At 73.6% G+C, this 14,613-nt stretch carries 14 protein-coding genes; 9 read left to right on the forward strand and 5 right to left on the reverse strand.

Annotated features, from left to right (window positions below):
* Nucleotides 1-52 precede the first annotated feature (52 nt).
* The 3 genes from LCE31_RS20120 (at nt 53) to LCE31_RS20130 (ending at nt 3,419) form a co-directional block, all read left to right on the forward strand.
* On the forward strand, nt 53-490 hold the full coding sequence (locus LCE31_RS20120) for a gamma-glutamylcyclotransferase (RefSeq protein WP_225016075.1): 438 nt from the start codon (nt 53-55) through the stop codon (nt 488-490).
* 305 nt (nt 491-795) lie between these two features.
* Nucleotides 796-1,653: a purine-nucleoside phosphorylase gene (locus LCE31_RS20125; protein WP_225016076.1), complete on the forward strand. Its 858-nt coding sequence runs from the start codon at nt 796-798 to the stop codon at nt 1,651-1,653.
* A gap of 113 nt (nt 1,654-1,766) precedes the next feature.
* Complete coding sequence (locus LCE31_RS20130; protein WP_225016078.1) at nt 1,767-3,419, forward strand: phospho-sugar mutase; 1,653 nt, start codon at nt 1,767-1,769, stop codon at nt 3,417-3,419.
* A gap of 171 nt (nt 3,420-3,590) precedes the next feature.
* Here LCE31_RS20130 and LCE31_RS20135 read toward each other — a convergent pair whose 3' ends face one another.
* Entirely contained in the window at nt 3,591-4,292 is a 702-nt protein-coding gene (locus LCE31_RS20135; RefSeq protein ID WP_225016081.1) for a PH domain-containing protein, read from the reverse strand.
* 323 nt (nt 4,293-4,615) lie between these two features.
* Between LCE31_RS20135 and deoC the strand changes: the two genes are divergently transcribed.
* The 3 genes from deoC to LCE31_RS20150 are packed head-to-tail and all read left to right on the forward strand — an operon-like array spanning nt 4,616 to nt 7,952.
* Nucleotides 4,616-5,569 carry a deoxyribose-phosphate aldolase gene (gene deoC / locus LCE31_RS20140; protein WP_225016099.1) on the forward strand — a complete coding sequence of 318 codons (954 nt, stop codon included), beginning with the start codon at nt 4,616-4,618 and terminating at the stop codon, nt 5,567-5,569.
* Nucleotides 5,570-5,575: 6 nt separating this feature from the next.
* Nucleotides 5,576-7,054, forward strand: a complete 1,479-nt coding sequence (locus LCE31_RS20145; RefSeq protein ID WP_225016083.1) for an aldehyde dehydrogenase family protein — start codon at nt 5,576-5,578, stop codon at nt 7,052-7,054.
* Complete coding sequence (locus LCE31_RS20150) at nt 7,047-7,952, forward strand: aldehyde dehydrogenase family protein (protein ID WP_225016085.1); 906 nt, start codon at nt 7,047-7,049, stop codon at nt 7,950-7,952. Before LCE31_RS20145 ends, LCE31_RS20150 begins: the two co-directional genes overlap by 8 nt.
* 186 nt (nt 7,953-8,138) lie before the next feature.
* Here LCE31_RS20150 and LCE31_RS20155 read toward each other — a convergent pair whose 3' ends face one another.
* Both LCE31_RS20155 and LCE31_RS20160 read right to left on the reverse strand, forming a co-directional pair.
* Nucleotides 8,139-8,534 (reverse strand): hypothetical protein, encoded by a 396-nt coding sequence (locus LCE31_RS20155; protein ID WP_225016087.1) that lies wholly within the window; start codon nt 8,532-8,534, stop codon nt 8,139-8,141.
* 113 nt (nt 8,535-8,647) lie between these two features.
* On the reverse strand, nt 8,648-10,234 hold the full coding sequence (locus tag LCE31_RS20160; protein WP_225016089.1) for an ArnT family glycosyltransferase: 1,587 nt from the start codon (nt 10,232-10,234) through the stop codon (nt 8,648-8,650).
* 237 nt (nt 10,235-10,471) lie between these two features.
* On the opposite strand from LCE31_RS20160, the gene LCE31_RS20165 reads away from it, so the two are divergent.
* Nucleotides 10,472-11,155, forward strand: a complete 684-nt coding sequence (locus LCE31_RS20165; protein WP_225016091.1) for an ATP-binding protein — start codon at nt 10,472-10,474, stop codon at nt 11,153-11,155.
* Here the strand turns inward: LCE31_RS20165 and LCE31_RS20170 are convergent.
* Complete coding sequence (locus tag LCE31_RS20170; protein WP_225016101.1) at nt 11,152-11,928, reverse strand: alpha/beta hydrolase; 777 nt, start codon at nt 11,926-11,928, stop codon at nt 11,152-11,154. The two genes, LCE31_RS20165 and LCE31_RS20170, sit on opposite strands and share 4 nt — an antisense overlap.
* Before the next feature lie 143 nt (nt 11,929-12,071).
* Here LCE31_RS20170 and LCE31_RS20175 point away from each other — a divergent pair, with 143 nt between their 5' ends.
* Together LCE31_RS20175 and LCE31_RS20180 are read left to right on the forward strand one after the other, a co-directional pair.
* Nucleotides 12,072-13,214, forward strand: a complete 1,143-nt coding sequence (locus LCE31_RS20175; protein WP_225016093.1) for an adenosine deaminase — start codon at nt 12,072-12,074, stop codon at nt 13,212-13,214.
* Between the two features lie 148 nt (nt 13,215-13,362).
* Nucleotides 13,363-13,704, forward strand: a complete 342-nt coding sequence (locus LCE31_RS20180) for an ATP-binding protein (RefSeq protein ID WP_225016095.1) — start codon at nt 13,363-13,365, stop codon at nt 13,702-13,704.
* A 291-nt stretch (nt 13,705-13,995) separates the two neighbouring features.
* On the opposite strand, the gene LCE31_RS20185 is transcribed toward LCE31_RS20180, so the two are convergent.
* Nucleotides 13,996-14,199: a PspC domain-containing protein gene (locus LCE31_RS20185; RefSeq protein WP_225016097.1), complete on the reverse strand. Its 204-nt coding sequence runs from the start codon at nt 14,197-14,199 to the stop codon at nt 13,996-13,998.
* Nucleotides 14,200-14,613: the final 414 nt, after the last annotated feature.

A 14,613-nucleotide genomic window follows, 5' to 3' on the forward strand; every position in this document is an offset into this window, starting at 1 on the left:
GATTCCGCCCGCGGACCCCCACCTCTGGCGACCCTCCCGTACCCTCGACCCCATGTCGCTCTACGCCGCGTACGCCGGCAACCTCGATGCGCGGCTGATGTCGCGCCGCGCCCCGCACTCCCCGCTGCGCGGCACGGGGTGGCTCAACGGGTGGCGGCTCACCTTCGGCGGCGAGCAGATGGGCTGGGAGGGCGCGCTCGCGACGATCGTCGAGGCGCCCCGCGAGCAGGTCTTCGTCGCGCTGTACGACATCGCCCTGATGGACGAGGACTCGATGGACCGCTGGGAGGGTGTCGGGCTCGACATCTACCGGCGCATGCGGGTCCGGGTCGACACGCTGGAGGGCGCCGAGCCGTCGTGGGTCTACGTGCTCAACGGCTACGAGGGCGGCCTGCCGTCCGCCCGCTACCTGGGCGAGATCGCGGACGCCGCGGAGTCGGCGGGCGCGCCGCACGACTATGTGATGGAACTGCGCAAGCGCCCCTGCTGAGGCGGGCGTACGGCGCTCTCCGGGGCCGGTCCCGGGTCCTTCGAGAGTCCTGGGCGCGAGGCGTACGGGGCCGTCGGCGGGTCGTGGGCGCGAGGCGTACAGGGCCCGGCCACGGCACGGCGCGCAGACGCCGGGCACCGCGACACGCAGACGCCGGGCACCGCGACGGGCAGGCAGCGGGCTCCCCTCGCGCTCCCGTCCGACCGGCGGCTGCCGGACATTCGTCGGAAACGACAAGGCAACAATCACAAGACCGTGCACCCTTCATCTACGCGCGTAGGGCCTGAACGGCTAGGCTCACCGACGTGAACGCATCTGTTACTCCGGCTGCCGCAGACGGCCCCACGGGGCCCGCCGCCGGACCCGCCGACCCCTATGCCGCAGCGGACCGGGCCGCCGCGCGGCTGCGCGAGCTGTCCGGTGCCGAGAGCCACGACGTCGTCCTCGTGATGGGCTCGGGCTGGGCACCCGCCGTCGACGCGCTCGGCACCCCCGCCGCCGAGTTCCCCATGGCCGACCTGCCGGGCTTCCCGCCGCCCGCCGTCGAGGGGCAGGGCGGCTCGGTCCGCTCGTACCGTATCGACGGCTCGGGCAAGCGCGCGCTGGTCTTCCTCGGCCGTACGCACCACTACGAGGGCCACGGCGTGGCCACCGTGGCGCACGGGGTCCGCACGGCGGTCGCCGCCGGCTGCAAGACGGTCGTCCTGACGAACGGCTGCGGCGGGCTGCGCGAGGGCATGCGCCCCGGCCAGCCGGTCCTGATCAGCGATCACATCAACCTGACGGGCGTCTCCCCCATCGTCGGGCCGCGCTTCGTGGACCTGACGGACCTGTACTCGCCGCGCCTGCGCGCGCTGTGCAAGGAGATCGACCCGGCGCTCGAAGAGGGCGTGTACGCGATGTTCCCCGGCCCGCACTACGAGACGCCAGCCGAGATCGCCATGGTGCGCGTACTCGGCGGCGATCTGGTGGGCATGTCGACGGTCCTCGAGGCCATCGCCGCGCGCGAGGCGGGCGCGGAGGTGCTGGGCATCTCGCTGGTGACCAACCTCGCGGCGGGGCTGAGCGGCCAGCCGCTCAGCCATGAGGAAGTGCTCCAGGCCGGGCGCGACTCGGCGAAGCAGATGGGCGCGCTGCTGGCCAGGGTGCTGGAACGCGTCTGACGCGGCGCCGGGCCCGTACCGTACGGACCCTCCCGCACCATCCCGACCACCAGCCATCGCCACCGCCACCACACGCACCATCCGTACCGCCTCTCGCAGGGGAAGGACCCGACGTGACGCAGGACTCCCTGACCGCCCGTGCCGAGGCGTGGCTCGCCGAGGACCCGGACGGCGACACCCGCGCGGAGCTGCGCGCCCTGATCGACTCGGGAGACCGGCAGGCCCTGGCGGCGCGGTTCTCCGGGCTGCTCCAGTTCGGTACGGCGGGGCTGCGCGGCGAACTCGGCGCGGGGCCCGCGCGGATGAACCGGGCCGTCGTGATCCGGGCGGCGGCGGGCCTCGCCGCGTACCTCAAGGAGCACGGCGAGGGCGGCGGGCTGGTGGTGATCGGCTATGACGCCCGCTACAAGTCGGCGGACTTCGCGCGCGACACGGCGGCGGTGATGACGGGCGCGGGGCTGCGGGCCGCGCTGCTGCCGGGGCCGCTGCCTACGCCGGTGCTCGCGTTCGCGGTGCAGCACATGGACGCGGCGGCGGGCGTACAGGTGACGGCGAGCCACAACCCGCCCGGGGACAACGGCTACAAGGTGTATCTGGGCGGCGGTTCGCAGATCGTCCCGCCCGCGGACGGCGAGATCGCGGCGCACATCGAGGCGGTGGACCGGCTCGCCGACGTGGCGCGCCCCGAGGCCGGCTGGGAGGTGCTCGACGACTCCGTCCTGGCCTCGTACCTGGCCCGTACGCAGGCCGTTCTGACGCCGGGGTCGCCGCGTACCGCGCGCGTCGTGCACACGGCCCTGCACGGCGTGGGTACGGACACGGTGCTCGCGGCGTTCGCGCGGGCGGGCTTCCCCGCGCCGGTGCCGGTGCCGGAACAGGCCGAGCCGGACCCGGCGTTCCCGACGGTCGCGTTCCCCAACCCGGAGGAGCCCGGCGCGATGGACCTGTCGTTCGCGACGGCGCGCGCCGTCCGCCCCGACGTGGTCATCGCCAACGACCCGGACGCGGACCGCTGCGCCGTCGCCGTGCCGGACGCGTCGGCGCCCGGCGGCTGGCGGATGCTGCGCGGCGACGAGGTGGGCGCGCTGCTGGCCGCGCACCTGGTGGGCAAGGGCGCCCGGGGCACCTTCGCGGAGTCGATCGTGTCGTCCTCGCTGCTCGGCCGGATCGCCGCGGCGGCCGGGCTGCCGTACGAGGAGACGCTGACGGGCTTCAAGTGGATCGCCCGGGTGCCGGGCCTGCGGTACGGCTACGAGGAGGCGCTCGGCTACTGCGTCGACCCGGACGGCGTGCGCGACAAGGACGGCATCACGGCGGCGCTGCTGGTGGCGGAGCTGGTCTCCGAACTGAAGGCGGAGGGCCGTACGCTGACGGACCTCCTGGACGAACTGGCGCTCGCCCACGGCCTGCACGCCACGGACCAGCTGTCCGCGCGGGTGGAGGACCTGTCCCGGATCGACGCCGCGATGCGCCGGCTGCGCGCCCCCCCGCCCGCGGAGCTGGGGGGCCTCAGGGTCACCGGCGCCGAGGACCTGGCCGCGGGCTCGGGCGGCCTGCCGCCGACGGACGGCCTGCGCTACACCCTGGGCGGTGCGCACGAGGCCCGTGTCATCGTCCGGCCCAGCGGTACCGAGCCGAAGATCAAGTGCTACCTGGAGGCGGTGATCCCGGTGGCGGACGCGGCGGCGCTGCCCCGGGCGAAGAGGACGGCCGAGGACCTTCTGGAGTCCCTCAAGCGCGACCTCTCGGCAGCGGCGGGACTCTGACGCGAGGCTCTTGACGCGGGGCGCGGGCGCCGGGCGCGGGCGCCGGGCGCGACTCTGACGCGGGGCGCGGGCGCGCGGGTGCCCGAGTGCCCGGGCATCGGGCGCGGCGGGCTTCTGACGCCGGGCGCGGTGGGGCCCGGGGAAACGGGCGCTTTACGCGGCCCGGCCGGCTCAGCCCAGTGCGATCAGGATGATCAGCAGGATCGCGCCCGCGAGTGCCGGGGCGATCACCTCGTACGCCCAGCGCACCACCGGCGCGCCCTGCGCCGCCGCGCTGTCGCGCGCGGTCGCGCGGTCCGCCAGCTCGCGCATCTCGGTCAGCGCCTGGTCGGCCTGGGGGAGCTTCGGCTCGGTGTCGGAGGCGGAGAAGCTCAGCGCCGCCTGCCGGGAGCCGGAGGACGCCGGCGCGGAGCGTTCGAGGCGGCCCAGCCTGCGGTCCGCGCGCTTGCGCTGGCGCAGGCTGACCGGGATGGCCCACATCTGGTACTTCCTGCCGTCCTGCGTGAACAGCTCCGTGCTCAGGCGCGCCTTCATGTGCTTCATGGCGCCCCACGGCACGGAGACCGTACGGAACGGGTTCCTGATCCGGACCCGGTCCTCGCCCGCGAAGACGGCGGGCCGCACCGTGAAGGCCACCAGCAGCGGCACCACGAACAGCAGGGCGGCGAGCGACAGCCAGGGCGCCCGGCCGCTGCCGCTGACCAAGGCGTCGATGCCGAGCCAGAGCACCAGCGCCAGTACGAGCACACCGCCCGCGATGCCGCCGCCCGAGCGGTACACGCGGTCGGAGTACGCGGGCGTACCGGGCCCGGGCGCGGGGGGGGCGGGGGCGGCCGGGGCGGCCTCGGGCTGCTGGTGTTCGGAACGTGCCATACCTATGATTCTGCCGCACGCGCGAGCGAACGGACGAGGACAGTCCACGGTCGTTATCGATCGGTTCGCCCCGCCGTTATCGTTCCGCTCGCCCTGAGCAGCCGTTCAACCGGCCGGAAGGCCGCCGTTCGACCCGTCCCGGACCGCCGTTCAACCCGCCCGATGCGGCCTTTCAGCCGACCCGGACCGCCGTTCAACCGGTCCCGGGCCGCCGTTCGACCCGTCCGCGGCGGCCTTCCGGCCGCACCCGCCAGGCCCACGCCCCACCCCACCTCTCACCCTGTACAGACCGCTACGCGCGTAGATATGCTGCCCTGGTGACCATGTCCACCAGCACCCCACCCCCGCTCGCCGATGCCGTGGCATCGGACAGCACGCTGCGGCGCTTTCTGCACGGGCTGCCCGGCGTCGATCCCGTAGGCCTGGAGGCGCGCGCCGCCGCGCTCGGCACCCGGTCGATCAAGACCACCGCCAAGGCGTACGCCATCGACCTGGCGATCTCGATGATCGACCTGACCACCCTCGAAGGCGCAGACACCGCGGGCAAGGTCCGCTCGCTCGCCGCGAAGGCGCTGCGCCCCGACCCGTCCGACAGGACCGCGCCCACGACGGCCGCGGTCTGCGTCTACCCGGACATGGCGGCCACCGCGAGGGCCGCGCTCGGCGACTCGGACGTCAAGGTCGCGTCCGTCGCCACCGCCTTCCCCGCGGGCCGCGCGGCGCTCGACGTGAAGCTCGCCGACGTGCGCTCCGCGATCGCCGCGGGCGCCGACGAGATCGACATGGTCATCGACCGGGGCGCGTTCCTCGCCGGGCACTATCTGAAGGTCTACGAGGAGATCACCGCGGTCCGCGCCGAGTGCGCGGGGCGGGCCCGGCTGAAGGTCATCTTCGAGACCGGCGAGCTGTCCACGTACGACAACATCCGCCGCGCCTCCTGGCTCGGCATGCTCGCGGGCGCGGACTTCATCAAGACGTCGACCGGCAAGGTCGGCACGAACGCGACCCCGGCCAACACCCTGCTGATGCTGGAGGCGGTGCGCGACTTCCGCGCGGCGACGGGCGTCCAGATCGGTGTGAAGCCGGCGGGCGGCATCCGCACGACGAAGGACGCGATCAAGTACCTGGTGCTGGTGGGTGAGACGGCGGGCCCTGACTGGCTGGACAGCCACTGGTTCCGCTTCGGGGCCTCGTCGCTCCTCAACGACCTGCTGATGCAGCGTCAGAAACTGCGCACCGGGCGCTACTCCGGTCCCGACTACGTGACGGTGGACTGATACCCCATGGCATCGCAGAAACCCGTCGCCGCATCCGCGCCGTCCGCCGGGGGTTCGCCGTTCGCGTACGCCCCCGCGCCCGAGTCGCGCGCGGTCGTCGACATCGCACCCTCCTACGGGCTGTTCATCGACGGCGAGTTCACCGAGGCCACGGGCGGCGGGGTGTTCAAGACACTCGCCCCGGCCACCGAGGAGGTGCTCTCCGAGGTCGCGCAGGCGGACGCGGCGGACGTCGACCGGGCCGTGGCCGCCGCGCGCCGCGCCTTCGGCACCTGGTCCGCGCTGCCCGGCGCGGCGCGCGCCAAGTACCTCTTCCGGATCGCCCGGATCATCCAGGAGCGCGCCCGCGAGCTGGCCGTGCTGGAGACGCTCGACAACGGCAAGCCCATCAAGGAGACGCGGGACTTCGACGTGCCGCAGGCCGCCGCGCACTTCTTCTACCACGCGGGCTGGGCCGACAAGCTGGCGTACGCGGGCTACGGCCCCGATCCGCGCCCGGTGGGCGTGGCCGCGCAGGTCATCCCGTGGAACTTCCCGCTGCTGATGCTGGCGTGGAAGATCGCGCCGGCGCTCGCCACCGGGAACACGGTGGTCCTCAAGCCCGCCGAGACGACGCCGCTGTCCGCACTGTTCTTCGCGGACGTCTGCCGCCAGGCGGGGCTGCCGAGGGGCGTCGTCAACATCGTGACGGGCGACGGTACGACGGGCGCGGCGCTGGTGGCCCACCCGGACGTGGACAAGGTCGCGTTCACCGGCTCGACGGAGGTCGGCAAGGCCATCGCCCGGCAGGTCGCGGGCACCCGGAAGAAGGTGACGCTCGAACTCGGCGGCAAGGGCGCGAACATCGTCTTCGACGACGCCCCCGTCGACCAGGCCGTCGAGGGCATCGTCACCGGCATCTTCTTCAACCAGGGCCAGGTGTGCTGCGCCGGTTCGCGGCTGCTGGTGCAGGAGTCGGTCGCGGACGAGCTGGTCGAGGCGCTGAAGCGGCGGCTCGGCACACTGCGGCTGGGCAACCCGCTGGACAAGAACACCGACATCGGCGCGATCAACTCGGCGCAGCAGCTGGCGAAGATCCGCGAGTTGACGCGGACCGGCGAGGCGGAGGGCGCGGAGCGCTGGTCGCCCTCGTGCGAACTCCCGTCGGCGGGCTACTGGTTCGCGCCGACGCTGTTCACCGGCGTGGCGCAGTCGCACACCATCGCGCAGGACGAGATCTTCGGCCCGGTGCTCTCGGTGCTGACGTTCCGCACGCCCGGCGAGGCGGTCGCCAAGGCCAACAACACACCGTACGGGCTGTCCGCCGGTGTGTGGACGGAGAAGGGTTCGCGGATGCTCGCCGTCGCGGACCGGCTGCGCGCGGGCGTCGTCTGGGCCAACACGTTCAACAAGTTCGACCCGACATCGCCGTTCGGCGGCTACAAGGAGTCGGGTTACGGCCGTGAGGGCGGCCGCCACGGCCTGGAGGCGTACCTCGATGTCTGACAGTGGCGGCCAGGGCCGTCTCACGGTCCTGAAGACCTACAAGCTGTACGTGGGCGGCAAGTTCCCCCGTAGTGAGAGCGGCCGGGTGTTCGAAGTGACGGATGCGAAGGGCCGGTGGCTCGCCAACGCGCCGCTCGCCTCCCGCAAGGACGCGCGCGACGCGGTCGTCGCCGCGCGCAAGGCGGCAGGCGGCTGGTCGGGCGCCACGGCGTACAACCGCGGCCAGGTGCTGTACCGGATCGCGGAGATGCTGGAGGGCCGCGCGGACCAGTTCACGCGCGAGGTCGCGGACGCCGAGGGGCTGTCGAGGGCGAAGGCGGCCGCGGTCGTGGAGGCGGCGATCGACCGCTGGGTCTGGTACGCGGGCTGGACCGACAAGATCGCCCAGGTGGCCGGCGGCGCGAACCCGGTGGCCGGGCCCTACTTCAACCACTCGGCGCCGGAGCCGACCGGTGTGGTGGCGGTGCTCGCGCCGCGCGACTCCTCGCTGCTCGGCCTCGTGTCGGTGGTGGCGCCGGTCGTCGCCGCCGGCAACACGGCCGTGGTGGTGGCGAGCGAGGACCGCCCGCTGCCCGCCCTGTCGCTGGCGGAGGTGCTGGCGACGTCGGACGTGCCGGGCGGCGTGGTGAACGTGCTGTCGGGGCGTACGGCGGAGATCGCGGCGCCGCTGGCCGCGCACCAGGACGTCAACGGCATCGACCTGACGGGCGCGGACGCGGCGCTCGCGAAGGACCTGGAGATCGCGGCGGCGGACAACCTGAAGCGGGTGCTGCGCCCGGGGACGGTGACCGCCGACTGGGCGGCCGACCCGGGGACGCGCCGCATGACGGTGTTCCTGGAGACCAAGACGGTCTGGCACCCGACGGGCGCGCTGGGCGTGGCGGGTTCCTCCTACTGAGGCACGCGCCCCGCGAAGCCCCGTGCCTCGCACGCACCACGCGCACCACGCGCACCGCACGCGCCTCGCGCATCACGCACCACGCACGCACCGCGCGCACCGCTGAACACGGGCCCGGTGCCCGGTCCTTCGCACAGGACCGGGCCCCGGGCCCGATGGCGTACGGCGACGGCGCCCGGCGGGAGCTCAGCCGCCGAGCATCCCGAGGACGTCTCCGGTCACCGGGAGCGTGCCGAGCGCGCCGCCCTGCGTGACCGGGTCGGTGAGCGGCTTCGTCGACACCGGCTTGAAATCGGCGATCTGCGTTCCCACCCCGTTGTCCAGCGGGTCCACGCCGGTCTTCGCGAGCGGGTCGAGCTGGAGGTTCGTGAGGGGCAGCAGGGCGCCCTTCCCGACGTTGCCGACCGCCCCGGTGAGCGCCTGCGCCGTAGCCCCGGCCGCCTGCTGCGCACCCGCGTCCTGCGCGTCCGCGGCCTGGGCCGCCGCGCTGCCGAGCCCGAGCGCCGCGCCCGCGGCGGTGACGGTCAGGCCGACGCGCAGCAGGGCGTGGCGTGGGGGCGTGGGGGCTGCATGACGTGCCATGAGGGGGTTTCCGTTCCGGTGTGCAGTGGAGTCGGTACGTACAGTAATTGACCGGTGCGCCCGGTCACCACCTCTTCGGCCGCGTTCCCCGGAGCCCGTCACCCGGAGCCGGCTCACTCGTAGGTGCGCAGGCCCTTCCAGATCGTGCCCCAGGACCCGCGGGGGCCCGTGCAGACGTAGACGTGTCCGCCCCGTTCGATGTTGGGGACGCCGTAGGGGTTCGAGAGCGTGGCCACCGTGCGGACATGGGCGAAGTGCTGCCGCAGCGAGGCCGCGAAGGCGGGCACGTGCGCGGGCCCCGGCGCGACGGCCAGGACGGTCGTGGCGTCCGGATCGCCGGGGCCCCACCACCAGTCGGTGTTCTGTTCGCTGACGGCCGTGGGCAGCCCGTACCCGCGCCCGAGTTCGTTGACGGCGCCCGCCTCGCTGTAGTCCGCCGTGAAGATCACCGCGTCGGCGCGCTGACGGGCGGGCAGCGCCCTCCAGGCGCCGTCCACCGTGGTGACCAGTTGCGGCCAGCCGATCGTCTCACCGGACGTCGCGCTGATGCCGTAGGTCCATCCCACGTCCGAGGGGGGCAGCACCGGCAGCACGATGACCGCCGACAGGGCCGCCGTGAGCCCGGTCGCGATCAGCAGGCGGTACCTCCGGGGGCGTTCGGCGTACAGCCACTCGTCGATCCCGACGGCGCCGGCGCCCAGCAGGCACACGTACAGCCCGGCCAGGTAGTAGGTCTGCGCGCCGCTGGTGACGGCGAAGACGACGAACAGCACGCCGTAGACCCACGCCAGGGAGCGCCACAGCGCGTTGCCCGAGCGCCACAGGAACCGCAGGCCCGCCGCCCACACCACGATCATCGCGAGGCACGACATGCCCAACTGCCCCACGATCCAGGTGACGATGTTCCCCGGGCCGCCGTTCTCCCGGTTCAACGCGTGGGTCATCGCGAACATCGCCCATCCGTGGTGCGCCTGCCACCACAGGTCGGGCAGCACGAGGACCGCCGCGATCACCGCGCCCGCGAGGACCCAGCGGTTCGCGGCAAGGGCGCGCGCGGGCCCGAGCAGCACGACCGCGAGCAGCACGACCGCGAAGATGCCCGCGAGGTGGTTGAACTCCGCGCCGACACCGGCCAGTACGCCCACGGCCACCCACCACCTGGTGTCACCGGTGCGGCCGATCCTCGCGACGACGAGCGCGATCGCCGCCCACGCGAGGATCTCGTACGAGGTCGTGTTGGCGACGTGCCCGCTGCTCAGCAGTACGGGCATGGTGCCGGTCCCGACGGCCGCGAGCAGCTGCGCGCGGCGCGCTCCGCCGAACTCGCGGGCGGTCAGGGCGCCGACGACCACGGTGGCAGCCGCCGCGAGGGCGGCCCACAGGCGCAGTCCCGCCATCGAGACGCCGAACAGCGACAGCGAGAGGCGGGCCAGCAGCGGCGCGAGTACGGGCTGGTCGACGTATCCGGCCTGGAGATGGCGGCCACTGTCGAGGAAGTACAGCTCGTCGCGCTGGAAGCCGTAGCGCGTCGACAGCGCCATCAGCACGACGAGGACGAGACCCGCCACGATGTACACGCGCCGGTCGAAGGGCGCCGCGCCCCCGACCCGCTCCGTCGCATCCCCGGCCGGCTCCGCCGCGCCCCCGCGCACCTCTGGTGTCACGCCCCCGCTGCCCGCCGGCACATCCGATACGGTCATTTCGCCCGGTACCCCCGTCCGTGGCGGGGCGCCGTGCCTCGGCGCCCGCGATCCTCCGTCCCGGCCCCCCGAAGGCCGGGCGGCGCGGCGTTCCCGGCTCGCCGGTCCCCCGACGCCGGCCATGGCACGCGGCCCGCTCGTACCTTAGTGCGATGTGAAGATCACTTCGCACTCGACGGCACAACTGCCGCTCCCCGGGGGTTCCCCGCGCGGGGACATGCCGCACACTGGTGTTCCGTGACGCATCCGAACCGCCGCCCGACGCCGGTCCTCCTGCTCTCGGGCCCCTCGGGTTCCGGGAAGTCGTCCCTCGCCGCGCGCACCGGCCTGCCGGTGCTGCGCCTCGACGACTTCTACAAGGAGGGCGACGACCCGACGCTGCCGCTGGTGCCCGGCAGCGACGACATCGACTGGGACGCGCCGGGTTCCTGGGACGCCGACGCGGCGGTCGCCGCGGTGCTCTCGCTGCACGGGACGGGGCGTACCGAGGTGCCCGTGTACGACATCGCGACGAGCTCCCGTACGGGCACGGCGGCGCTGGACGCGGGCGCGGCGCCGGTGTTCGTCGCGGAGGGCATCTTCGCGGCCGAGATCGTGGCGCGCTGCCGCGAACTGGGCGTGCTGGCCGACGCGTTGTGCCTGTGCGGGCGGCCCTCGACCACGTTCAGGCGCCGGTTGGCGCGCGACCTGCGGGAGGGGCGCAAGTCGCTGCCGTTCCTGTTGCGGCGCGGTTGGCGGCTGATGCGCGAGGAGCGCGGCATCGTGGCGCGCCAGGCGGCGCAGGGCGCCCACCCCTGCGGCAGGGCGGAGGCGCTGGACCGGATCGACGCGGCGATCGCCGCCGCGACGGCCCCCGACGCGGCGGCACTTCCGCCTTCGCCCTCGCCCCCGGCGCGCGACCGGGCACCGGGCGCCGTCTAGTCCAGCGTCCGCCCGAACCCGGCCGCCAGCGGCATCCGCAGGCCCAGCGGCGGCGGCGCGGCCAGGGCGTCCTCCACCGGGCGGGAGTACGGCCGGGACAGCAGCGCCCCCATCGCGAAGTCCTTGGCCAGGGAGGTGACTTCGCGGTGGTAGTGGCGCAGCGCGTGGCCGTCGGAGTGGACCTCGAAGCGGCACGTGTCGCGGTTGGCCTTCTTCGCACGCTCCGCCAGCCGGAAGGACAGCTCGGGGTCCGTGCGCCGGTCGTTCGTGCCGTGCACGATCAGCACCTGCCGCCCCACCAGCTGGCGCACCGGCTCCTCGGGGGCGGCGATGTCGTCGTCCGGCAGCCAAGGGGCGATCGCGAGAACGGAGTTGACGGCTTCGTGGCCCGCCGCGCGCAGCGCCGCCCGGCCGCCCATGCCGTATCCGGCGAGGCACACCGGCACATCCCCGTACCGCCGTCCCACCTCGTCCGCGGCCCAGGCGGCGTCGGCGGACAGGGCCGCGTCGGGGCCGTTCCAGCCGCCGACGCGGTAGCGCACCACATGGACCAGTACGCCCTCCGCGGCGCCCGCCCGCCCCAGTGACCTGGCCAGGGGCGCGAGCGCGGCCCGCACCAGCGGGGAGGGCCGCCGCGTGGAGGCCTCCGCCGCGCTGGGCAGCAGCAGGACGACGCCGCCCGTCGCCGTCCCGGCGGGGGGTGAGACCGCCGGCCGCCCCAGCCGGGGCAGGGGGCCGGCCCCGTCGCGTGTCGGTTCCTGGGGGCGCTCCATCGCACCCTGCCCTGGCTGATGTCCCATGGCAGAACACAGTGTCAGACGCACGGATGGACTCCACCCTTCCGCGCGGTCACTGTTACGTATCGACCCCTCGCGGAACCCCTCCGCTCTACGCGCGTAGGCGGTAGATTGGACCGATGACGAGCCAGCCCGGTCAGACCACCCCTCCCCCCAGCGCGGACCAGATCCGCCGCGCCCCCAAAGTGCTTCTGCACGACCACCTCGACGGCGGGCTGCGGCCCGGCACGGTCGCCGCCCTCGCACGCGACGCGGGCTACGAGGGCCTGCCGGAGAGCGACCCGGACAAGCTGGGCGCCTGGTTCCGCGAGGCCGCGGACTCGGGCTCGCTGGAGCGCTATCTGGAGACGTTCGCGCACACCTGCGCCGTCATGCAGTCGCGGGACGCGCTGGTGCGGGTGGCGGCGGAGTGCGCGGAGGATCTCGCGCGGGACGGCGTCGTCTACGCGGAGGTGCGCTACGCCCCCGAGCAGCACCTGGAGGGCGGGCTGACCCTCGAAGAGGTGGTCGAGGCGGTCGACGAGGGCTTCAGGGAGGGCGAGCGGCGCGCCCGCGAGGACGGCCACCGCATCCGGGTCGGCTCCCTGCTGACGGCGATGCGGCACGCGGCGCGCGCGCTGGAGATCGCCGAACTGGCCAACGCCTACCGGGACTCGGGCGTCGTCGGCTTCGACATCGCGGGCGCGGAGGCCGGTTACCCGCCCACCCGGCACCTCGACGCGTTCGAGTACCTGAAGCGCGAGAACAACCACTTCACGATCCACGCGGGCGAGGCGTTCGGCCTGCCGTCGATCTGGCAGGCGCTCCAGTGGTGCGGCGCGGACCGCCTCGGCCACGGAGTCCGCATCATCGACGACATCGACGTCGCCGAGGACGGGTCCGTGAAGCTCGGCCGGCTCGCCGCGTACGTGCGCGACAAGCGCATCCCGCTGGAGCTGTGCCCGAGCTCCAACCTCCAGACGGGGGCGGCCGCCTCGTACGCGGAGCACCCGATCGGGCTGCTGCGCAGGCTCCACTTCCGCGCCACCGTCAACACCGACAACCGGTTGATGTCGGGCACGACCATGAGCCGTGAATTCGGCGCACTGGTGGAGACCTTTGGGTACAGCCTCGACGACATGCAATGGTTCACGGTCAATGCGATGAAATCAGCATTCATTCCTTTCGATGAACGACTCGCCATGATCAATGACGTGATCAAGCCCGGGTATGCCGAGCTGAAATCCGAATGGCTGTTCAAGCAGACGTCTGTGACCAGCTGATTCATCGCGGAGTACGTCCATCACATCTATCCGTCGGCCCTCCGGAACACGAATGCGGAATGTCGCGGGATATTTGCGGGAGCCGAGCCGTGCTGACTAAATTTCAGAGCCGCTCGTTTCTCCACACCCCCCAAGGACGAAATCTCAGATGAACAGGTCCGCTGCCAAGACCCTCGGTGTCGCCGTACTCGGTGCCGCCTTCGCCGCCACCGCCGCCGGCACGGCCTCCGCCGCCGTCGGCCCCCTCCCGGACACCGGCAAGGCGCTCGAAACCGTCAACAAGCTGCCGGTGGACCAGGTCGCCAAGGAGCTGCCGCACGCGGCGCCCGACACCCTGACCGCGACCCGCGCCGCCGGCGGCGCCGTCAACGAGACCGCCCCGCAGGTGCTCCAGGCCGTCAAGGCGGCCAACCCGCTCGGCGCGCTGCTCGGCGGCCTGCCGGTCAACGGCCTCCAGAACGGCCTGCCGGTCAACGGCCTCGGCGGCTGACACCCGGGAGCCGCAACCCGCGCGGCTTCCTCCCCTCCCCCCGCTTTCTCGGTTTTCTCTGCTTCCTCGGCTTCTCGGGTTTCTCCGCTTCCTCCACGGCGAACCGGACCAGGCAGCACCGAGGGGCGCACCCCGGGGTCTTCCCAGGGTGCGCCCCTTCGGCGTGCCCGGCCGCCGGCACGGGCGGGGCCCGCGGGCCCGGACGGCTACCACGTCCGGGCGGCTACCGAGTCCCGGCGGCTACTGGGTCCCGGCGGCTACCGCGTCCGTACGGCTACCGGGTCCCGGTGGCTACCAGGCGGCCCGTGCCGGCTTCTCGCCCGGCAGCAGGACCCAGAGGGCGAGGTAGATCAAGAACTGCGGCCCCGGCAGCAGGCACGAGACCAGGAAGATCACGCGCATCGTCGTCGCGGACGTGCCGAAGCGCTGTGCCAGCGCTGCGCACACTCCGCCGATCATGCGTCCGTCGCGGGGGCGGACCAGTGCACCGGCCATGGTGGGCTCCTTCATGAGAGCGTCCTGGGGCCGTCCTCCGTCCGAGCGGCTCCCGATGACTCCATGGTGTCCGAGTACCCCGTTTCGGCGCGTCGCTCTACGGTGCGAGGCCGACCCTGGGAATCGTCGGGGTGGTCCCCTCGGGGCCCTCCCCCTCAGGTACGGCGTCCGGGTCGTACACGTCAGCCCGCGGGTCGATCACCCCGTACGCGTATCCGTTGACGTGGCCCGCCCCGGCCCGGTGCCCGCCGGGGCCCGCGCTCGCGCCGTCCCCGTCCGTCGCGGCGGGGCGCGCCCCCCCCCCCCCCCCCCCCCCCCCCCCCCCCCCCCCCCCCCCGCCCCCCCCCCGCGCCGCGGCCCCCCCCCCCAAAAACACATCATCGACTCGCCCCCCCCCACACACCCCAAGACCAA

Source organism: Streptomyces sp. 8L (assembly GCF_020176795.1).
Taxonomy (GTDB): domain Bacteria; phylum Actinomycetota; class Actinomycetes; order Streptomycetales; family Streptomycetaceae; genus Streptomyces.